Genomic DNA, 21422 nt, shown 5'->3' with positions numbered 1-21422 from the left:
GTACCTCCGCGTATTATTCGTCTTGAATGCGTGAGTCGGGCTCCTCCGCCGGCGGAATTCTGAAGTGATTCTGCGGAGCGGCCGGCCTTGGCCGCGATCCCATGTTGAACCACGTTTTACGAATAAACACGTCCTTCAATCCTTCCGGCGACAGCGGCGCCACCGGATACAGATACGGCAATCCGAAAGAACGCAACGCGGCCAAATGAACGATGATCGCGAGAATGCCGATCATTAAACCAAAAAAGCCCATAAACCCGGCCAGCAATAACAACGGGAATCGTAACAAGCGAAAGGCAAGCCCGAAATTATAGCGGGGAATGATGAACGATGCGATTCCGGTTGTGGCCACGACAATCACCACCGGGGCTGAAATAAAACCGGCCTGAACCGCGGCTTGTCCAATAACGATCCCGCCAACGATGGTAACGGCAGAGCCGACGCCTTTCGGGAGCCGGACGCCCGCTTCTCGCAAGGCTTCAAACGTAATTTCCATCAGAAACGTCTCAATGATCGCGGGGAAGGGAGAGAGACGCTGCGATGACGCGATGCTAAGGAGAAGATTGGTCGGTAAAGCCGGATGGTCGTAACTGACCAAGGAAACGTATAAGGAAGGCAGCAATAAAGAGACGGACATGAATAAAATGCGGAGCCAACGAATGGGCGTCGCAATGATCGATCGCTCGTAATAATCCTCGCTTGCCTGCAAACCGGTCCAAAAGGTCATCGGCAGCACCAGGGCAATTGGCGTCCCCTCAGTTAAAACGGCTACTTTGCCTTCAAGAATACTCCCGATCACGACATCAGGGCGCTCGGTGTTCTGAACTTGGGGAAAGGGGGAATAAGGGGTATCCGTTATGAATTCTTCAATATACCCGGATTCCAGCACGCCATCGATTTGGATCCGTTGAAGCCGGTTGCGAACATCATGGAGCAGTTCCTCCTTCACAATAGATTTCACATAGACCAGCGCGATCTCTGTATGGGAAAGCGTACCGATCGAGAAGGTCTCGATTTTTAAATGAGCGCTCCGAAGCCGCCTGCGCAATAAACTGGTGTTCGTCGCTAATCTCTCCACGAAACCTTCGCGAGGGCCGCGTATGACAGGCTCCGATGGCGGATCTTCGACCGCTCTTCCTTCGGTTCCGGGGACGCATACGGCGAGTCCTTGGGATTCGCCTTCAAATAAAAAAACTACTTCACCTTTCAACACGCTATCGACGACTTCGGAGATTGATGTAACCTTTCTGGACATACTGACCGGTACAAGCCTCTTTTGAAACACGGATTCTACGCCGTCCAACCGATCGGACCTCAATGGTTCCTGCGAATGACTGGCGATCAGCTGATTCAACATCAATTCATCGAGATGTTTCGTATCGGATAAGCCGATGATATAGATGGCAAGCGTTTCAACCTGCATGGGTATCGGAGCGTTATGGAACACAACGTCGGAGCAATCATGGAAAATCGATCTTAACTGTTGTTCATTGTTCGAGATGCTTGAGCTCATCGGGTTGTTGCAGTCGGTATTTTGGTGAAGCGCACGAAGGGCGGCTTCCGTAGGTGTGCCGGAAGAGTGTTTCTTAAATTTCATTGCAAAGAGCTCCTTTGGCAATGGTTAGGGATGACGGTATTACGTTTCCCTGAATTATCCAAAATATCCGTTAGCCCCTCGCTTAGTTGGGAATTGATCACGAATTTCCCCCTTTGCCGCGGGTCTTTCGTTTTTGCATGTACGATGTCATACAAGCCTAAAGGATACATTTAACGTTAAAGGGAAAAGTAAAAAAACCCCTATCATCGACAGAGTAAGGAAGATGATGGTGGACAGCATTCAAATGGAGAGGATTAAACGATGTCAAAAGTTTGGTTCATTACTGGAAGCTCGCGTGGATTCGGCCGCGAGCTTGCGAAGGCAGTGCTTGCGAACGGCGATAAAGTCGTAGCGACCGCACGGCGGCTGGATCAACTGGAGTTCCTTGTGTCCGAATACGGTGAGCAGGTGAGAACCTTTTCGCTGGATGTGACCGATCGAGATGCGGCCCGGTCAGCGGTTCAGTTTGCCGTTGAGGCGTTTGGCTCCTTAGATATTGTTGTGAATAACGCGGGGTATGCCAATAGCGCCCCCATTGAGGAAATGACGGATGAAGATTTCCGGGCGCAAATTGAAACGAATTTGTTTGGCGTCGTAAATGTAACAAAGGCGGCTTTGCCGGTGTTTCGTAAACAGCGCAGCGGCTTTTTTATTCAATTTTCTTCCATTGGCGGCCGCGTCGGAGGGACGCCGGGAATGGGGGCATACCAAACGGCAAAGTATGCGGTGGAGGGCTTCTCGGAAGTCTTGAACAACGAGGTGAAGCCGTTCGGCGTAAAAGTCACCATCATCGAGCCAGGAGCATTCCGTACCGACTGGCAAGGTTCCTCGATGATCAGGGCGCAGGTGGGACCGGAATATGAGCAGACGGTTGGAGCCATCAACAAAATGCGTGAAGAAACCGATGGCAATCAACCCGGTGATCCCGCTCGAGCGGCGCGTGCGATCATCAATCTGGCGAATGAAGAACAACCGCCGCTTCGCTTGATCCTTGGGGCAGTTGCATTGGAAAGTGCGCTGAAGTCGTCCCAGGAACGCACGGCAGAAGCTGAGAAATGGGCGGACGTCAGCAGATCGGCTGATTTCCCGGTCGAGTAAAATCCCAGATTAACGGGAAACGGGATGACCAGAACATGATCCCATCAAAGCCGCGTAAGTCTTGGATCTCTGTTAAGACATCAAGTTCTTGTCCGATGACAAGAACTTGATGTCTTTTCATTGCGGTTTATCTAGGGCAGCAAGAATCCTACGATGAAAACAACTAATAATTACAATTCCCTTACATATGGTCCTAGAAAAAGACAAGAATGGCTTAGAACAATCCACATCCACCAGCCTATGGAAATGAAAACCAGTCTATGGAATTATAGAAGCAGATTCACCTATCGTTTTGAAAACTTCGAGAGGATGTTGTGCATGCTTAAAAAATCAGTTCTTGTTTCTTCTGTGTTGTTGATGTCTATGGTTCCTATGTTCTCGATAAGCAGTGAATCTTATGCCGCAGAGTTGAAAAAAGGAAAAGAGACTACCATTAAAGTGATGGAGTATAATATTCACCATGCCGAAGGCATGGATGACATTCTCGATTTGAACAGAATCGGTGACGTTATTAAATCATCGGGTGCTGATATCATCGGTCTGCAAGAAGTCGATAATCATTTCTCCTCGCGCAGTAATTTCGAGGATCAGGCGAAATGGTTAGCCAATTACTTAGGCATGCATTATCAATTTGCTGCGAATCTTGACAATGATCCCTTAAATGCGGGGGAACCTCGTCGTCAATACGGAACGGTTATTTTAAGTAAATATCCGATTCTTTCCAGCGAAAATCATTTACTCGATAACACGCAATATCCTTCAGAGCAGCGCGGGCTTGCGAAAACGGTCATTAATGTAAAGGGCAATCATATTAATTTCTACAATACGCATCTGGACAATAAAAGATCTGAACAAAGAGATATACAAGTCAACGAGATCCTGTCCATTGTTAATCAAGATGAAGGAACAAGTATCTTAGTGGGTGACTTGAATGCCACGCCGGATAGTCCTGAAATTATAAAAATGTCTGCGCAGTATCATGACACCTTTGCGGAACTTGGTCTGAATGATGCTTATACGTCTTATTATTATTCAGACAAGCCTAATCGTCGAATCGACTACATCTATACGTCTGACGATGTAAAAATAAAAGCAGGGACGGTTATAGACACCGTCGCAGCGGATCACTTGCCCATTACGGCGGAGCTCGTTCTTAGTAAGAAGGACCACCCCGCTCAAGGCGATAACGGTCATAACCATCAGAAGTAATCAGCCAATCGATTTAAAGCGCAGCCCCTTCAGTGATGACACTGAAGGGGTTTTGAATGGAGCGGAAATGTATTCCTGCCCCGTTGACAAATGAATGAATCGTTCATATACTTTAGGTAAATGAATGAATCATTCAATTTGAGGAGGAATTCAAAATGAACGGAAATCATCAAGCAAATGGTCAACATGTCAGAGGAAAATATGTGGTGATCACCGGCGCGACGAGCGGTATCGGATTGGCGGCTGCCCGAGAGTTAGCTGCGAGAGGAGCGAACTTAGGGATTGTTGCGCGTAATGCGGCTAAAGCAAACGAGGTTGCGGGTAGGATTCAGGCATCCGTTGGCAATCAGATCACGGTGGACGTTTTTATCGCTGACATGTCGTCCCAGCGTTCGATCCGCCGTGCGGCAAACGAAATTGTAGCGAAATGCCCGAAGATCGATATGCTGATCAATAATGCAGGTGCCATGTTCGTCGATCATAAGCTGTCGGAGGACGGGCACGAGATGACCATGGCGGTCAACCATACCGCACCATTCTTGTTAACGAGGCTATTGCTTGATAGACTGATGATGAGTGAACATGCCCGTGTCATTACGACATCATCCCACGGTCATAAGATGGCCAGGAAAGGCATCGATTTCGACGATTGGAGCGGCAAGCGTTATTTTGGTTTTCTGGGGAAGCTGAAGGGCGGTCCAAATTTCCGATACGGCGAGTCGAAGCTGGCGAACATCTTGTTTACCGCAGAACTGGCGCAAAGGTTGAAAGGCACGAATGTGGCAGCGTATAGTTTTGATCCCGGACTCGTCGCCACGAATTTCAATCGGGATAACGGTTGGATGGCCCGGATGACGACGTCCGTCCTGATGAGGTTCGCGCGAACGCCTGAGAAAGGCGCAGAGACGCTCGTTTGGTTGGCGGATACTGCCAAAGAGAACCTGGAGAGCGGGCGGTACTATGCCGATAAGCAAGTTGGGACGCTGTCGGCACAAGCGAAAGACGCGGAAGCAGCGAGGAAACTATGGGAAGTGAGCGAAAAGATGATCCGATTGTCGCAGGCTTAACAAGCGATAACCGTAGAAAAAGGAAGAAGGATAACCTATGCAAAGAATAGCAAAAATGCAATCTGAACAAGAGCGCAAGGAGCAGATCAAAAAAGCCGCTCTTAAAATATTTGCAGCGAAAGGTCTCGCCGGCACGAAGATGAGTATGATTGCGGAGGAGGCCGGTATCAGCCAAGGTTTATCGTACCGCTACTTCCAATCCAAAGACGAGATCTTCACGCTTCTCTTGGAGGAAGCGATCGAGGAAGCCCGGAACGCCATCCAGGAAATCGGGAAGTTACCGGGTTCACCTCTTGAGCAAATCAGGGCGTTTACGCTTCAACTGTTAGATGAGAACCATAGGCTATATTTTCTGCTCGTTCAACAGGCGCAAACGTCGGAAGGTGTTCCGACTAAGGCGAAGGAAGCCCTCGAGCGGTATTCTCCTCAGGATACCATCGAGCAGATTATCCCAATATTTATCCGCGGGCAGCAAGAAGGAATATTCTCGGCGGGCGATGCCTACAAGCGGCTGATTTTATTTCTTTCGGTTGTTAGCGGTCTCATGCTTCAAGATGCAAGGGCGATGGGAATGGATTGGACGCAGGAAGTTGACCGTCTGCTGAACCTATTGACGAGATAAAAAGCAAGCCGGCCTGTGATAGGCTGGCTTGTTGGCTGTCGGATGACAAGTCGTACAAGGCTTCCTTGGAACGGTCCGTCAAATCGCCATTTACAACCTACGTCTTAAGACACTCGCAATCGTCTTGGTTCCCTCCAAAATATTGTTTTCTTCTACGTTACCAAAACCCATTATTAGTCGATCTTCGTACCTTCCTTTAACGATGGTGTATCTTTCTGCTGGATAAACTTTAATGTGAAGCTCCTCAAGCTGAGCGGCTACCTGGGAGTCGCATAGGCTTCCGGCCATTTCCGCAACCAGATGCAGGCCTGCGGCATCCCCGGATATTTTCACTCCGCTCCCGAAAACGTTGGATAGGCCGGCGATGAGACATTTTCGTCTTTTGCCGTAAATGCGCTTCATACGGGCGATGTGGTGTTCCAGGTGGCGTGCGGAGATAAATCGCGCCAATGTGATTTGCGGCAAGATCGGACAGTGCATGTCCGTCAGCTTCTTTAAACGCAGAAGCGGCGTTAGCAGCTCCTCCGGAACGACCATATAACCCATTCGCAATGCGGGAAACAAGTTTTTACTGAACGTTCCGACATAAACGATACGTTCCGAGTCGAGTTCTCGCAGGGCATGTATCGGCATTCCTGTATAACGGAATTCGCTGTCGTAATCATCTTCGATGATATAAGACCCGGTTTGTCGGGCGTAATCGATAAGCTGCATGCGCCGGCCGATCGAAAGAATGCTCCCTAAAGGAAATTGATGCGATGGCGTGACAAACACGCATTTGGGATGCCGATGAGTCGGCATGTCGTCAACGCGCAGACCATGTTCATCTACGGGAACCGGTATAAGATCAGCACCTGTCGATGCAAAAATATGTTGAATGAAGGTGGCGCTAGGATCTTCTATGGCTACAGCGTCACCCGGTTTCAATAAAAACCGGGTCAGTAAGGCTATGGCTTGTGTCGCACCGGCGGTTATGACCACCTGTGAAGGCTGGCACCGAATCCCCTTGGAATGCAGCAACAGCCGACAAATATTCGCGCGAAGCTGCCAATGTCCCGCAGGATCATCGTCATAGCCGAATTCTGCTGATTGCGTATTGGCAAATGCGGCAATGGCGGTTTCTTTCCATTTCTTAAAAGGGATGTGCGCCAAAGCGGGAAAACTCGGACGAAAATCGATGCCTTGGAAGCGAGCCGGAGGTTCCGCATAGGCCGCTTCACCGGAAACATCGATTTCTTGAAGCGGAGTAGGGAATTGTCGTGTACTTCCGCCCAAATCAACGACATAGCTGCCAGAGCCTTGACGGCCCTCCAAGTACCCTTCGGCGATTAGCTGTTCGAACACGTCCACGATGAGTGCCCGCGATACGCCGAATTCGTTTGCTAAATCCCGCGTCGACGGGAGTTTAACACCGGCTGGATAGACACCTTGAAAGATCTGTTCGCGCAGTAAAGAATAGATTTGTTTCGTTTTCGATTCAGATGCTGCAGACAACGCGCGCCGGGGCATAGAGCAAGCCTCCTATATGAAGTGGTATGTTGAATTTTATCGGAAAGTGGATCTGCTTCCATCCAATTATACATGCTAAGATGCATAATGTGCTTCCCGAAAGCAGGTGTTTTACCGCGAAGAATTGCATCGGATTCTGAGCGGCGAAGGTATTTTAATCCTGCCCCAAGCCAAGCCGGTTCATGTGCATGGCAATTCGGGAGAGAAAGTCAGCTTCAAGGTATACGGGACAAGCGGTATCGGCCGCGCGGTTATCCGTTGCCGGACGCAATGCGAAGCGCGGCTAACAGACGTTTCCGGTTTCCAAAAGCGAGTCCATTTATAAAAAGGAAGGTTGATTCCACATGATAGGAACGGAGATCCAAAAACAAGACATCTTGAAAGCGTACCAGTTTAGACATGCTTGCAAGGCCTTTGATACCAACAAAAAGATTTCGGATGAAGATTTTCACTTTATTTTGGAAACCGGAAGATTGTCTCCAAGTTCATTCGGTTTCGAACCGTGGAAGTTTGTCGTGATCCAACATGCAGCGCTTCGCGAAAAATTAAAACCGGTATCTGGCGGTGCCACGGGACAACTGCCCACTGCCAGCCATTTCGTTGTTATTTTGGCCAGAAGAGAAGATGACTTACGACCTGATTCGGCTTACGTGAACAAAATGTGGAAAGACATTCATCATATGCCTGAAGAAGTCGTGCAAGATTGGAACGAGTTCTACACATCCTTCGTCGAAACGGAGCTCGAAGATCATGACCGTCTCATTTTTGAATGGTCCATCAGACAAACCTATATAGCATTGGGGAACATGATGACCGCCGCGGCTCAGATCGGTATTGATTCCAGTCCGATCGAAGGTTTTGATAAGAAGCAGCTGACCGCTATCTTACAAAATGAGGGGATCATTAACGGCGACGATTTCGGTGTAGCCTGTATGGTCGCTTTCGGCTATCGCCAAAAGGATCCCAAACGTCCACAAACAAGACAACCTCTCAACGCGATTGTTGAGTGGCGATGAACAGGAGCATTTGAATTCACATGGCACAAGTGCTATACATTACGGTTAATCCAAAATCAGTTGAAAGCTCAGTGGGTCACCGAGTAGGACAAGCTTTTCTCAAAGCTTATTGCGAAACGCATGCAAATGATGAGATTCAGGATATCAATTTATATGAAGAGGAATTTCCAATCGTGGATCGAGATATCCTGAACGGCTGGGAAAAAATCCGTCGAGGGAGACTGCCATTTTCAGCGTTGAGTCAAGTCGAACAGCAAAAAATCAATGCTTTACATCAATTTATTGATCGGATTGCGAGCGCCGATAAATACGTATTCGTATCTCCTATGTGGAACTGGAGTATTCCCCCTCGATTAAAAGCTTTTATCGATTCCATTGTCGTCGCGGGAAAAACGTTTCATTACGAAGAGAATGGTCCCGTGGGACATTTAAAAGGTAAAAAAGCGATTCATATTCAAGTCAGCGGCGGCATTTATTCGCATGGGCCATGGGTTGAAATGGATCATAGTCATCCCTATTTAAAACAGGTGCTGAACATCATAGGTATCCATGATGTGCAAGTATTGTATGTGGAAGGACATGATTTTGACCGAGAGCGAGAAGAGGAAATTATTCGCAAAGGTATATCGGATGCCGAAAAGCATGCGATGACGTTTTAATCACGATGTCGATTTCGCCCCAGCTCGCGGCGCTGCTTCCGAGCACGGCGTCTCATTCCGCTTAAGATAAGTTCATCCTACATCCTCACAATAAGGAGTGTTCAAGCATGAAAAAAGTAGCGATTATCGTACACGCCACGGAGAATGAAGGGGGAAGAGTGTCTCATGCCCTGTTATATGGTCAAGAACTGCACGAGGCGAATGTCGATGTGAAAATTTATTTCGACGGCCAAGGTACGATCTGGGTCAAAACGCTGGAGGATCCATCCCACATGTTCAATCCCCTTTACAAAGGCGTTAAAGGGCTCGGCCTTATCGCCGGGGTTTGCAATTTCTGCGCCAACGTATTCGGCGTGACCGAGGATGTCCAATCTGCCGGCCTCCCGACATTCGCGGATGCGGAAGGACATCTCAGCATTACGAAATTGATTGCGGACGATTACCAAATCATTACCCTTTAATTTCAGAGCGGCGTAAACACCCACTGACAACAGGAAGACGGGTTGGTCAAGACATCTTGATCAGCCCGTTTTCGCTTGAGTCTCTCGCTTCGGCGATCATTCCCAAAAGTTGTTTAACATTTGCCCCATACCAAGTGGACGATCAGATTTCATTCACGAAGGAGATGAGTTGGCGTGAATAATAATTTAATTGACTACTGTCTAAACAAAAAAGAAGCGATGAAGGATTATCCCTCGGGACCCGATCCAATCGCGATAAAAATTGCCGGTAAAATATTCGCGCTTTTTTTTGAGAAAAAAGGATACTTGGTCTTAAAATGCGACCCGGTGATTGCGGAAAACTTGAGAGAGCAGCATGAAGACGTTCGACCGGGGTATCATATGAACAAACAGCACTGGAACACGATTATTCTCGAGGGTTCTTTACCTGAGTCGGCTATTTTAGAAATGATTGACCACTCTTACGACATGGTGGTTAAAAGCCTTCCTAAGAGCGTCCGGATGTCGATCTAGGTTTTACAATATTGATGAGGGTGCGTGATGTTATAATGAAAGCACAATTGAACTTAAAACACAAAATCGGTCAAGGGATTTCGCCTCAACGGTTCATGGATGGAATGAAGAATCGGAATATGGAAAACAGTAAGATCCTGAACACCAAAGACAAGTTCATCTCCAATTACGAGAATTTCACATGGGCGCAAGAAGATCAGCAATTCTTTTTTACCGGGATAAACCGTCGCTCCGACCTGCATTGTTTGATTTTATGCACGGACTGGTGCCCGGACGTCATCTGGAATGTCCCCTTGCTGTTTCGAGTGATGGAGCAGAGCCGCATTTCGACTGAAGTATTGCTCATGGAGGAGCACCTGGAAACCATGGATCTCTTTCTCACAAATGGCGGACGAAACCAGCCGATCGCGGTTTTCTTGAATGCGTCCGGCGATGTTCTAGGCAGATGGGGAGCACGACCCGCTTATATTCAGGCTGTAATGGACCGGTTTAAAACGAACCATCCCGACAATCAGGAAGCCGATTACAAAACGAACTTGAACCAAACCTATGGGGAGATCGGAGAGCTCTATCAAGTTGGCAATGATTATCAGCATGTTATCCTTCATGAGTTAAGAGCGTTGTTTACGACCTTTTCTTCGTGAAGGTTAAATCTGTCTAGGGGTGATTAGTCGTGAAACCAACATTGAAGGCAGAGCTGGAAATCCAGGCGAACATTAATGCAAGCAATTCGCAAGCAGCGGCTGTGTTTGAACATTATTTGCAAGACCTTCGTAACAAAGGTGCAGGCAAGGGACTAAACATCGGAGCTGCGGCACCGGATTTCACCTTGGAAGACGCAACCGGAAAGCGGATCACGTTATCGGAGGAATTGAAGAAAGGTCCTATTATCCTCATTTTCTACAGAGGAGAATGGTGTCCATTTTGTAATTTGCAGTTAAAAGCCTATGAACGCATCATGAGTGAGATTAAGTCGGCAGGTGCTCAACTTATCGCAGTCAGTCCACAGACGCCGGATCATTCATTATCGCAAAAAGAAAAGCTTGAACTGAGTTTTATTGTGGTCAGTGATCGCCAAAATAAAGTGGCTGAAAGGTACAACTTAAAATTTACGCTCCCCGATTTCATGCGCGGCATTTTAAGTAGGTTACCGGAAATAAACGGAGACGATTCGTTTGAACTGCCCGTCCCTGCAACGTATGTTATTCATCAGAACGGCCGAATCCTTGCAAGCGCCTCAGATATTAATCACAGAACGAGAATGGAACCGTCGGAAGCTTTGGAAATCGTAAAATGTATATCATTGAGAAACTAGGATACTTATGACATCATGAGTGAATAAGAACCATCGAATGTTTGCGGCGATGGTTTTTTTTGCTTTAAAAACCGATAGGCAGAGATGCGCGGAAATTCTTAAGGACTGTGGAAGAACGGCAGGCATGTTCTCTTCATTATTTTCAGTGCAAGTGAATACGATTAAACGTTGGCAGAAAAATACTGAATCTAGCCCTATTGAAGGAGGGAAATCGTAAAATGCCGGGAATGGTTTACATGATGACCAATATGGAAGTAACGAACCAGGTCGTTGCTTTTTATAGGGATATGAATGGAATCCTCACTTTTGTAGGGTCTTACCCCACACATGGAATAGGCACCGGAGCAAGGGAAGTTTCCGCTGCTACGACAAACGATGGCATCGATCCCCTTGCTTCACAGGGTTCACTCACTCTATCGCCTGACGGTCGTTTCCTTTTTGCAGTTAACGCTGGCAGTAATAGTATAAGCAGCTTCATCATAACCAATAACGGGATACCCGTCCTGGCGGATGTAAAACCATCTGGAGGTGCTCAGCCTAATAGTATAACCGTGTTTGGTAATATGCTTTATGTTTCCAATGTTGGGAATACCGCTAACAATTTTAACTCGAATATCACAGGGTTTCGGGTAGATAATAACGGACACCTTAGTCCTATTCCTGGGTCCACCCATTCCCTGAGTACGATTAATGCTCAGCCATCACAGATTCTATTCAATCTTGATGGCAGTAAAATCGTTGTTTCTGAACTAACGACAGATCATCTCAGTGTTTTTCATGTCAATCAAGACGGTACCGTCACTGGACCCATAATAAACGAATCTAAAGGTGTGCATCCTTTTGGCTCTTTATTTTTATCATCGGGAGTCTTGTTGGTTACAGAAGAAGGCTCCAATGCGCTTTCATCGTATTCAATGAGTCGTGATGGACAACTTCATGTTATTAGCGGATCTGTAACCACCGGCCAGAAGGCTACTTGCTGGGTAGTTACTACGAGGAATGAACAATTCGCTTACACTTCCAATACCTTAGGTGGCACGATAGCCACTTTCCGTTTAGATAGCAACGGAGCACTGACTTTCGTTCGGAATATTGCCAGTACGCCTGCAGGTAAGACAACCGGACGTCCAATTGATATTGGAGTAAGTAAGGATGGACGTTATTTTTACGCACTAAACGGTAATCAGGGAACAGTATCTGTATTTAATATCATGGATGATGGCATGCTCGTCCACTTGCAGGTCGCGGCATGGACCAACATACCGTATTTTGGTTCACAAGGTTTAGCTGTTCTTTGAACTTTTTCATTATCATTACAGCACCCTTCTCAAATGACCACAATGTGGCTTCCAGCCTCTTAACACAAGGAGGTTTTTTATGATGCTGGTGAAACTAATCGACGCCATGGGAATAGCACTGTAATACGCTGGTGCTGCGCAGATTTTCCGACATAACCATTTATGCGTGTACCGTTTTCTTTTTGACAATCGAAAGGATCCATAATAAAAGGGGAATTCCAATTCCGCACACGGGGAAGACCACTGCCGACCAAAACTTATCGTAAGATGTTAATGCCGTCTCATCCGGGATCATTACAGCCATTATAAAAATGGCCGGCGCGATGAATAAAAGAAGTTTCCGCCAATTTTTATGATTTAACCATTGTCCCAATTCATAGCTGGCGACAAACAAATATAACGATAATTGGACGGTCACACCGAAAATCCAAATAAACATAAAGAATATATCGATGTTTTGAATGAAATTCAATACATTAATGGTTCGAACATACAAAAAGTAAGAAAATCTGATTTTGGCAGCTAAATCCGGTCCAAACACCATAAGCACCATAAGCGTGGAGGCAAATACCATGAAAACGGTAATGCCTACGCCCAGCATGGATTTTGAAAGGGCTTGTTTAGGGTTGTTCATAAAAGCGATAACAACCAATAAGGTGAACGGACCCGGGAACCAAAAAGCGGGACCAAGCGATCCCTTTACAATATTTTTCCACTCGGAATCGGCATAGACCGGAAGCAGGTTATGCCAATCCGCATTGACGATATTTAAAATGAAACTGACAACTAACGTAATCATAATAACTGGCCCCATGAATTCGGATAAACGACCGATTCCCGTAATACCCGCAGTATAGGTTAAATAGATCATTAACCCCAATAAGAGCAGCATGATGATCCATAAGGGTGTTCGGTCTAAAAGAATAGGTTGCAAAAAGCCCGGATATTCACGCAGCAGACCGGCACAGAAGATATACCAGGAAATGAGATACGGAAGGACAATGATTCGCCCTAACCATTTGCCAAGCAGCGCTTGGCTGAACTGGGTCAACGTTTGATTGGGATGGAGAATGCTGAGGTGAACTACGAGCAGGGTTAAGGCAATACCGATGCAGCCCCCAACAAGCATGGAAAGCCATGTATCTTGTTTCGCTAGTTCAATCGCCGGTGTCATTCTTATCCCGATGATCTGACAGACTTGAGTGACAACAATCCAAACCATTTGCGATCCCGAAAGTTTCATTTTTTCTTCTACTCCTTATCGATGATAGACAACCCGGGATTAAGACGTATGCATATTCATGATCGAGGAATTGGCTTGCCCAGGATCCACGCAATGCAGCTCAACTGTAATCGAAACATGAAGCTTAGAAAAAGTTTCGTTCCAATTTCGTTTCACCGTTTTCCATTGATAAGGATATTGCCGGTGAACAGTTTTACCAAATCCAAAGATATCCGTCTTATATTGCTTCTGAACTTTTTCGATCAAAAGCTGTACCGATTTCTGAGTCGTTTGATCGAGTTCGTTTTGGATGATGAGGAGATCCTTTCGTTTGGAAGGATTGAATTTCGTATTGTTTTCGAAAATGATCCCTTCACCGGTAAGATGGACGAAAATATGGATTTGCTTACCGACCATGCTCGCACGGATACTCCGACTTAATGATTGCAGTTTTAAGCTGACGGTTCCGCCCTCCGTAATGGTTGATGTGACGGTAAAGTGGGTCTGCCTGTTCGTAATCCAATTGGCAATGGATGACTCCTGCATATTTAAGAAACCCGCCAATTTCAGGCCGTCATCTTTATTAAAAATAGCCGTTCCCGTATACATGAGCTTCTTTGAAGCCGTTAAGCTAATTGCCGGCAGCAGCGGTTGCACGCCTTGACTCAGTGTATCCGTCAAAAATTCCCGGAAATAGTAACTCTTTAGCCCTAACGTTTTTTGTTCCAGCACGAGCGCCGTAGAGGTAAGCGGCTCAAAACTGGGCTCGGTAGAAAGGATGTCTTTCGCTTGACCGTCCTTCACAACATACATTTTTGAACGCAGCTCCGATTGAGGAAGACGAACAAACTGGTCCAGTACGTCGCTTATTCCATGCTCGGCCATCGTTTGTCCGACAAGAATGATCTGCCGGTGTCCGGCAAATATTTTTCGCGAAATCTTTGTCTGATTTCTTGGAACCGTATCGTAAACGTTCTTTCCTATTGAGCTTTCCACTCGAAAGTTTTGTTTCATTATTCCGCCGCCGCCTTCTTGTCCACCGCCAAGACTGGAAGGTATCGCAATTTGAGAGCTAAGTTCTAATTGCCCGTCTTTGGTTAAATCCAGCCCTGCCCCCACAACGAATGCAACTTCATCCGGCTCCTTCAGGTTCCAACAACCGGTTGTGCATGATACGACCAGGATCAATACGAAACATAGCCCAACCGTTCGCTTCATGAATGATCCGCCTCATTTCGGAATTCGGCTTCAATAGCACGTTTTCGAGGCCATCGCATCAGCGTGTCCTTTAGCTTATGAGCTCTTAGCGGCGTAACCGGGCTTAAATAAGGAGTCCCGAATGGACTTAGTTGAACGAGGTGAATAACGATGGCAAATATTCCGACCCCTAAACCAAAAAGACCGAATGTTCCGGATAAAATCAATAAAGGGAATCTTAAAATCCGCAGCGGATAAGCGAATCGAATATGCGGTATGATAAACGACGAGATTCCGGCTGCCGCTACGACAATAACGATCGGCGCGGAAATAATTCCGGCGCGGACGGCTGCCTCCCCGATGACTAATGCCCCGACGATGCTTACGAGAGGACCAATCTGTTTTGGCAAACGGATTCCTGCCTCCCGTAATCCTTCAAACGTAAACTCCATGATAAAAACTTCGATCAAGGTCGGAAACGGCGCTCTTTCCCGCAGCGCTGCGATGGTCATCATCAGCTTCGTAGGTACCATCTCCATATGATAATTAGTTAACGCAATATAGATTGAAGGGAATATTACCGAGAGTAACGCAAATATATAACGAATCCACCGAACCATGGACGAGAATAAAAATCGTTCGTAGTAATCGTCAGGGGCCTGAAGTCCTTCCCAGAACGTCATGGGTACCAAAAGCACGCATGAGCTTCCGTTGGATAAAATGGCCACTTTTCCCTTTAGCAGTCCGGCAGCCACATTGTCGGGGCGCTCAGTAACCAACATTTGCGGGAAGGGTGAAAGATGAGTATCTTCAATGGATTCTTCGATATACCCTGATTCAAGAACGGCCTCGAGTTGTATGCAACTTATTCGGTTGCGAACCTCATTCAGAACGGGAGTGGAGACATTTCCCTCAATATAAGCAATGACTACATCGGTCTGCGACAGTTCTCCGAGAGTGAACGATTCGAACTTCAATCTCGGTGTTGCCAAGATCCTCCGCAGCAGCGTGGTATTCATCCTAAGGAGCTCGGTGAAGCCTTCCTTGGATCCTCGAATCGATGCCTCATTAAATGGTTCTTCAATGGCCCTGGTCTCAAACTTTGCTACGTCGGCAAGAAGGGCCGTATTTTCCCCATCGGCCAATATGGCAATGCTCCCCTTTAAAATGCGAGCCGCTATCTCTTCAATGTTGGAAAGTTTCTTGGTTTGTAAAACGGAAAATAATTCTTGGTCGCACATTTTGGCGATGCTGTCGATCGTCCCTAGACCTTGAGGCAGACCATTGTACATTAATGGCTTTAACACGTTTGTGGTGATCAGATCGGTATTGATCATGCCGTCGACGAAAATGAATAATACCCTCTGCCGGTCCATAAACTTAATGTCGCGAAATATAATATCAGAACAATTCTGGAACATATTTTTAAAGATTTTTTCGTTATCGGTGATGGTATCGCTTACGTTCATTACGTCCTCTTCTTTCAAGGTAAACTTATACTTGAACATGTTATCCAATAAAATCCAATAAATACCCAATAAGAAAGCTCAAGACGTCTAATGGCGGGCAGTGGATCGTACACGGATTAAGCTGACGGAGCGTGAGCTCAATCAAGTTTCGACGGTAGTGGCTCCGGATTCAACTTACATCTATTCCCTGGTTGCCGCCGATGAGGGAAAACCTGATAATGTTAAGCTTTTGCTTAACCATTGACACAGGGATTAGCATCTTATACCTTTGTATTAAGATAATTAACTTTGAGATGTGCACCCGAATGGTTGCCGCTTCACAACGTAGAGAGCTAACAATCGGAGTAAAGAGGAAACAAAGACCTTAAGAAAGCGAGTTAATCAAAATATGATGGATTTAAATGAAAAGGTTGCAATCGTTACGGGCGGAGCAAGCGGGATTGGATTAGCGACTGTAAGAGCTTTTATCGAAAAAGGCGCAAAAGTGGTACTAGCCGATTTGAATGAGCCTTCAGGCATGGAGATTGAAAAAAAACGTTTTGAACGCGGTGCCGAGGCGTATTTTGTTCCAGTAAACGTAGCAGACGAAAAGTCGGTGGAACATATGGTTACGGAAACGATTAAAAAATATGGCCGATTAGATATTATGATTAATAATGCGGGCATTGGAGCTCAAGGGGCTGCGCATGAACTGTCCTATTCGGATTATCAGAACGTAATTGCAGTCAATCAAGACGGGGTGTTCTTTGGCGCTAAATATGCTATTCGCGAAATGCTGAAAACCGGCGGCGGCGTCATCGTGAATACGGCATCGGTTTTAGGGCTTGTCGGGCAACCGGGTGCATTTGCATATAATGCAAGCAAAGGGGCAGTTAATAGTTTGACCAAGAGTTTAGCACTTGAATATGCAAAGCATAACATTCGCGTTAATTCGGTTTGTCCAGGATATGTAGAATCGGGAATGGTTAATCGAGATACGCTCGGTGACTATTATACTGGACTTGTTGCCCGGCATCCGATCGGTCGCCTGGGTCATCCATCTGAAATTGCACACGCAGTCGTGTTCTTGTGTGAAAATGAATTTGTAACGGGATGCAACTTGGTGATCGATGGGGGTTACACCGCTCACTAATACTTATATCTCTGGCAATTAGCAGGAAGAGTTTTCAACATTTGATGCCTTAATAGAGAAAAGTGCAGATCTTGCACTTTTTTTTGTTTGCCTTCCGGTTTACGTTGGATGTGTGTACGAATGGGGGGAAGGGCTTGCAACTACGCGATCAGTTTCAATTTAATCGTCTTACATTGCGGATCGAATGCTTCGATCGTACGTTGGACTGTGGCAGCGCCCATAGGGAGGAAGATGCGGAGAACGGCATGCAGACCTGGCGATGGGATGATTTGGCTGTCACGATTACGAGTGAAGATCAGATCCGGAGCTTGAAGGTTCAAAATACCGGCGTTCATGACGTTCATTTGCGCAAGGTCAGCTTGCAATGGAAACCGCTTCCTGTTTCTCCATATCTGGATGCCAGGAATTATGTTCAACTTCATCATTCTCCATGTTTCGAACAACTTGCGGGAGTACGCCCCGTGCATCGTCCGGGCGACTGGTCCGACCCTGCCGAACCCTCTGCCATGGTAACCGTGTTGTCCCGCAGGCGGCCTGGCGAAGCGTGGCTGCTAGGGGCTTTGCCGCCATATGAGGATTGTTTCGTCAGCTTCCCGATTCTGCATGAAAGCGCGCACCGGGACGGGGCCTTCGGCATCAGCGTGCAGTTAACCTCGCCTAGACGGATCGCGGCGAAAAGCGAGGTGGCGCTGGCCCACCTAATCCTGCTTCACGGGATAGATGGGATTAGCTTGCTGGACCAATATGGGGAGTTCATTCGATATCGACTTCCCCGATCCTTGTTGAGCAAACCGCGCATAACCGGCTGGAACTCCTGGGATTATTACGCCGGGGCTGTTACGCAGCGCGATATTACCCGGAATACCGTCGCTGCTCGGGAACGATTCGCAGACGCCATGCGCTATATCGTCATTGATGAAGGTTACCAGTGCCAGTGGGGGATTTGGGACGCGGGATGGAAGTTTCCCGACGGGCTGAAGACGCTATGCGAAGCGATTCGCGAGGCTGGATTCGAACCCGGGATTTGGACGGCTCCGCTCATGGTGCATGGCAATACCTCCTTATACAGGGAGAATCCGAATTGGTTTGTCAACGATGAAGCCGGTAATCCTTATCTGGTAAGTCTTGGATACGGCTCCATGGCTCAACTCGATATCACCGTTCCTGAGGTGCAGGAGCATTTATTTACGATATACACCCAATTGCGGCGAGCGGGCTTTACCTACTTCAAGTGTGATTTTACGCAGATGCTGCTAGGCGCTTCCCGGTTCGCGCGTGACGACATCACGCCAGCCGGCATGCTTCGTGAACTATTCCGTCTTATTCGGCGTGCAATAGGAGAGGATGCATACCTTCTGGCATGCGGCGCCCCTTACGAGGCGGTCATCGGCATTGCCGATTCCCATAGAACGACGGGAGACATCCACCATTATTGGAGTCACATCCGGCAAAATATAAGATCTATGCTAGCTCGCTGGTGGATGCAAGGAACGATCGGGAATACCGATCCCGATTTCGCGATCGTCAGGTGCGGAAGCACCACGGACGATATCCAGCTAAGTCGGCGCTTACCCAAAAGACCGTGGCATTCGGGTGCGAATTGGTATGCCGGCCGCGAGATGAATCTGGCAGAAGCGCAGACGCTGCTGCTTGCCTGCTACGTCACCGGCGGCGATATGGTTCTCGGCGACGCGCTCAATCATCTAAATGAAGCGGGCGTGGCGCTCTTGAGCACGGTTCTTCAGGAGCTGGTCGGACGAGGCGTGCCGATGAATCTTTTCGATTACGATGGGGACGATTTGCCGATCGTGGTTGCCGAGGGGGCTGGCCGCAAACTGCTGGCGATATTCAATCTCAGCGATGATTATAGGCCCAAGAAGCTGCCGCATCCGTTTGCCGGATTGAAAGGATCCCACGAAGAATTTTGGACGGGGCAACCCGTCAATCGTTTAGAGGCGGGAGAAATCATGATGGAGCCTCATACAGCGAAGGCTTGGTGGGTATCCGAGTCCTAATTCTATTTATTGATAAGGCGGAGAGCGTCTATGGCGAAGTATGTGACGATAAGCTGTTTAGGACCGAGACCTTTGGTTATCGAGGCAGATACGCCTGCCCAAGAAGCGGTGGAACAGATGATTCAACACTGGCAGCACCAGTTGGACCAGGTGCTTCCGGATCGCCCGGATTTGATCGTTCTGCATGAAGCCTGTGACAGGCCGGATCAAAGGAAGTTCCCGCAAGATCGGAGATTAGCGTATTACAAGGTTCGTAGCTTTCAAATCCGCGATTATCTGGCAGGCGTTGCGAGGCAGCACCGCTGTTATATCACGTACCCCGCGCATATAGAAGCGGAGGACGGCAGCTGGCGCAACGCGATGCAGTTAATTGATCGCGAAGGTCAAGTAATGGGAGCTTACCATAAAAACTATCTGGTTCCAGATGAATTTGACAAGAACGCGATTCTTTACGGGAAGGAAGCGCCCATCTTTGAATGCGATTTTGGGCGAGTGGCGGCAGCGATATGCTTTGATTTGAATTTTGACGGGCTTCGGGAGCAATATGCGAAAGCGAAGCCGGATGTCATCGTCTTTCCTTCCATGTATCATGGCGGGATGATGCAGAATTATTGGGCGTATTCCTGCCGATCTTATTTTGCCGGCTCCATATCGGGCTTGCCTTGCACAGTAATAACGCCGCTGGGAGAGGTGGCGGCGCAGAGCACAAATTACTACTCTTTTACTACAGCCAAAGTTAATTTGGATTATGCGGTTATTCATATTGATGAAAACGGCGCGCATTTCCTCAAGATTAAGCAGAAGTACGGGACGAAAGTCAACATTCACGACCCTGGATTTCTGGGCTGCGTACTATTGACCAGCGAATCCGAGGACGTAACCGTGAAAGAGATTATGGCGGAATTCGGCCTGGAGCTGATGGATGATTATTTCCGTCGATCGGAAGAGGCCCGGTACATGCCTGGGCGAATAGAGCGTTAGATAAGCCCAAGAAGGAGCGGAGCAATGATCGACTACCGCGGAAAAATTCTGGACGGCGCTCATCAAGCGATCGGAAACACGCCAATGGTTAGATTGAGCCGGTTAACCAGGGAATTAGACGGGGATATTTATGCCAAGCTCGAATACCTCAATCCCGGCTTCAGCAAGAAAGACCGGATTGCCCTTCAAATCATAGAAGAAGCAGAGCTGGACGGCACGCTTGCGCCCGGTCAGACCGTCGTGGAGCTGACTAGCGGCAATACCGGAACCGGGCTTGCTATCGTCTGCGCGGTGAAAGGGTACCCGTTTGTTGCGGTGATGTCAAAAGGCAATTCGATGGAGAGGGCGCGGATGATGCGCGCGCTGGGAGCTGAGGTCGTACTGATAGAACAAGCAGCGGGTTCGATTCCCGGTCAAGTGTCCGGCGAGGATCTTGCGCTCGTCGAAGCGGAAACGCTTCATATCGTTCAAAAACGCGGCGCATTCCGTGCGGATCAATTCCATCATCGAGGAAGTTTACTCGCGCATGAGCTGCATACGGCAGAAGAGATATGGGAGCAAACGAGCGGCGAATTCGACGTGTTTCTTGACTTTGCGGGAAGCGGCGGAACGTTTGCCGGCTGTGCCGGACGGCTGCATGCCTATAACCCTGCCATTCGCAGCTATTTGGTAGAACCGGAAGGGGCGCCTTATCTGGCGGGCGGAGCGCAGACCAATCCGAGCCATAGACTGCAAGGCGGCGGTTATAGCATCGCGCTGCCGTTGATTGATCGGAGCTTGATCGCCGACTTCTTGACGGTTACCGATGAGGAGGCGATTGAAGCATGCAGGAGATTAGCGCGCGAAGAGGGAATTTTTGCGGGTTATTCTTCCGGGGCTAACGTTGCCGCAGCCCTGCGGCTGCTGAAGTCGCGAGAGAAGGGGGCACGCATCGTACTGACGATTAATGATTCCGGATTGAAATACTTAAGCACGGATCTATATTCGTAAAGGCAACACACCGTTACTTCCGCTTGGCCCCTCAACAAATCCGGAAGACGCC

At 47.8% G+C, this 21422-nt stretch carries 20 protein-coding genes; 15 read left to right on the top strand and 5 right to left on the bottom strand.

Annotation, left to right across the window (positions count from 1 at the left end; translation table 11 throughout):
- Window positions 1–13: 13 nt before the first annotated feature.
- Window positions 14–1597, bottom strand: a complete 1584-nt coding sequence (locus I8J29_RS03195; protein ID WP_208846198.1) for a spore germination protein — start codon at window positions 1595–1597, stop codon at window positions 14–16.
- A 261-nt stretch (window positions 1598–1858) separates the two neighbouring features.
- Between I8J29_RS03195 and I8J29_RS03190 the strand changes: the two genes are divergently transcribed.
- From I8J29_RS03190 to I8J29_RS03175, 4 genes are all read left to right on the top strand, one after another.
- A complete protein-coding gene (locus I8J29_RS03190) occupies window positions 1859–2695 on the top strand; it encodes an oxidoreductase (RefSeq protein WP_208846197.1) in 837 nt (278 codons plus the stop codon).
- 318 nt (window positions 2696–3013) lie between these two features.
- Complete coding sequence (locus I8J29_RS03185) at window positions 3014–3904, top strand: endonuclease/exonuclease/phosphatase family protein (protein ID WP_208846196.1); 891 nt, start codon at window positions 3014–3016, stop codon at window positions 3902–3904.
- A gap of 155 nt (window positions 3905–4059) precedes the next feature.
- Window positions 4060–4971 (top strand): SDR family NAD(P)-dependent oxidoreductase, encoded by a 912-nt coding sequence (locus tag I8J29_RS03180; RefSeq protein WP_208846195.1) that lies wholly within the window; start codon window positions 4060–4062, stop codon window positions 4969–4971.
- A gap of 37 nt (window positions 4972–5008) precedes the next feature.
- Window positions 5009–5593: a TetR/AcrR family transcriptional regulator gene (locus I8J29_RS03175; RefSeq protein ID WP_208846194.1), complete on the top strand. Its 585-nt coding sequence runs from the start codon at window positions 5009–5011 to the stop codon at window positions 5591–5593.
- Between the two features lie 90 nt (window positions 5594–5683).
- Here I8J29_RS03175 and pdxR read toward each other — a convergent pair whose 3' ends face one another.
- Window positions 5684–7102: a MocR-like pyridoxine biosynthesis transcription factor PdxR gene (gene pdxR, locus I8J29_RS03170; protein WP_208846193.1), complete on the bottom strand. Its 1419-nt coding sequence runs from the start codon at window positions 7100–7102 to the stop codon at window positions 5684–5686.
- A 344-nt stretch (window positions 7103–7446) separates the two neighbouring features.
- Between pdxR and I8J29_RS03165 the strand changes: the two genes are divergently transcribed.
- The 7 genes from I8J29_RS03165 (at window position 7447) to I8J29_RS03135 (ending at window position 12364) form a co-directional block, all read left to right on the top strand.
- Window positions 7447–8118: an NAD(P)H-dependent oxidoreductase gene (locus tag I8J29_RS03165; protein WP_208846191.1), complete on the top strand. Its 672-nt coding sequence runs from the start codon at window positions 7447–7449 to the stop codon at window positions 8116–8118.
- Window positions 8119–8138: 20 nt separating this feature from the next.
- Window positions 8139–8777 (top strand): FMN-dependent NADH-azoreductase, encoded by a 639-nt coding sequence (locus I8J29_RS03160; RefSeq protein WP_208846189.1) that lies wholly within the window; start codon window positions 8139–8141, stop codon window positions 8775–8777.
- Between the two features lie 107 nt (window positions 8778–8884).
- On the top strand, window positions 8885–9238 hold the full coding sequence (locus I8J29_RS03155; protein WP_208846187.1) for a DsrE family protein: 354 nt from the start codon (window positions 8885–8887) through the stop codon (window positions 9236–9238).
- A gap of 174 nt (window positions 9239–9412) precedes the next feature.
- Complete coding sequence (locus tag I8J29_RS03150) at window positions 9413–9751, top strand: MmcQ/YjbR family DNA-binding protein (RefSeq protein ID WP_208846185.1); 339 nt, start codon at window positions 9413–9415, stop codon at window positions 9749–9751.
- Between the two features lie 35 nt (window positions 9752–9786).
- Window positions 9787–10395, top strand: coding sequence for a thioredoxin family protein (locus I8J29_RS03145; protein WP_208846183.1), 609 nt, complete (start codon window positions 9787–9789; stop codon window positions 10393–10395).
- A 29-nt stretch (window positions 10396–10424) separates the two neighbouring features.
- Window positions 10425–11066 (top strand): peroxiredoxin-like family protein, encoded by a 642-nt coding sequence (locus I8J29_RS03140; protein ID WP_208846181.1) that lies wholly within the window; start codon window positions 10425–10427, stop codon window positions 11064–11066.
- A gap of 218 nt (window positions 11067–11284) precedes the next feature.
- Complete coding sequence (locus tag I8J29_RS03135) at window positions 11285–12364, top strand: lactonase family protein (protein ID WP_208846179.1); 1080 nt, start codon at window positions 11285–11287, stop codon at window positions 12362–12364.
- 160 nt (window positions 12365–12524) lie between these two features.
- On the opposite strand, the gene I8J29_RS03130 is transcribed toward I8J29_RS03135, so the two are convergent.
- The 3 genes from I8J29_RS03130 to I8J29_RS03120 are packed head-to-tail and all read right to left on the bottom strand — an operon-like array spanning window position 12525 to window position 16252.
- Window positions 12525–13607 (bottom strand): GerAB/ArcD/ProY family transporter, encoded by a 1083-nt coding sequence (locus I8J29_RS03130; RefSeq protein ID WP_208846177.1) that lies wholly within the window; start codon window positions 13605–13607, stop codon window positions 12525–12527.
- Between the two features lie 39 nt (window positions 13608–13646).
- The gene (locus I8J29_RS03125) at window positions 13647–14804 is read right to left on the bottom strand and encodes a Ger(x)C family spore germination protein (RefSeq protein WP_208846175.1); all 1158 of its coding nucleotides are present in this window, start codon (window positions 14802–14804) and stop codon (window positions 13647–13649) included.
- Complete coding sequence (locus I8J29_RS03120) at window positions 14801–16252, bottom strand: spore germination protein (RefSeq protein WP_240545833.1); 1452 nt, start codon at window positions 16250–16252, stop codon at window positions 14801–14803. The genes I8J29_RS03125 and I8J29_RS03120 overlap by 4 nt, the downstream gene beginning before the upstream one ends.
- 388 nt (window positions 16253–16640) lie before the next feature.
- Between I8J29_RS03120 and I8J29_RS03115 the strand changes: the two genes are divergently transcribed.
- The 4 genes from I8J29_RS03115 to I8J29_RS03100 all read left to right on the top strand — a co-directional run bounded on the left by I8J29_RS03115 (window position 16641) and on the right by I8J29_RS03100 (window position 21370).
- Entirely contained in the window at window positions 16641–17384 is a 744-nt protein-coding gene (locus I8J29_RS03115; protein ID WP_420831091.1) for an SDR family NAD(P)-dependent oxidoreductase, read from the top strand.
- A gap of 134 nt (window positions 17385–17518) precedes the next feature.
- A complete protein-coding gene (locus I8J29_RS03110) occupies window positions 17519–19399 on the top strand; it encodes a glycoside hydrolase family 36 protein (protein ID WP_208846171.1) in 1881 nt (626 codons plus the stop codon).
- A 30-nt stretch (window positions 19400–19429) separates the two neighbouring features.
- Window positions 19430–20380 (top strand): carbon-nitrogen hydrolase family protein, encoded by a 951-nt coding sequence (locus I8J29_RS03105; RefSeq protein ID WP_208846169.1) that lies wholly within the window; start codon window positions 19430–19432, stop codon window positions 20378–20380.
- A gap of 24 nt (window positions 20381–20404) precedes the next feature.
- Entirely contained in the window at window positions 20405–21370 is a 966-nt protein-coding gene (locus tag I8J29_RS03100; protein WP_208846166.1) for a PLP-dependent cysteine synthase family protein, read from the top strand.
- Window positions 21371–21422: the final 52 nt, after the last annotated feature.

This window comes from Paenibacillus artemisiicola (assembly GCF_017652985.1).
GTDB classification, from domain to species: Bacteria; Bacillota; Bacilli; order Paenibacillales; family Paenibacillaceae; genus Paenibacillus_Z; species Paenibacillus_Z artemisiicola.
The sequence above is the reverse complement of the archived record's forward strand: the minus strand, read 5'-3'. Positions and strand labels throughout refer to the sequence as shown.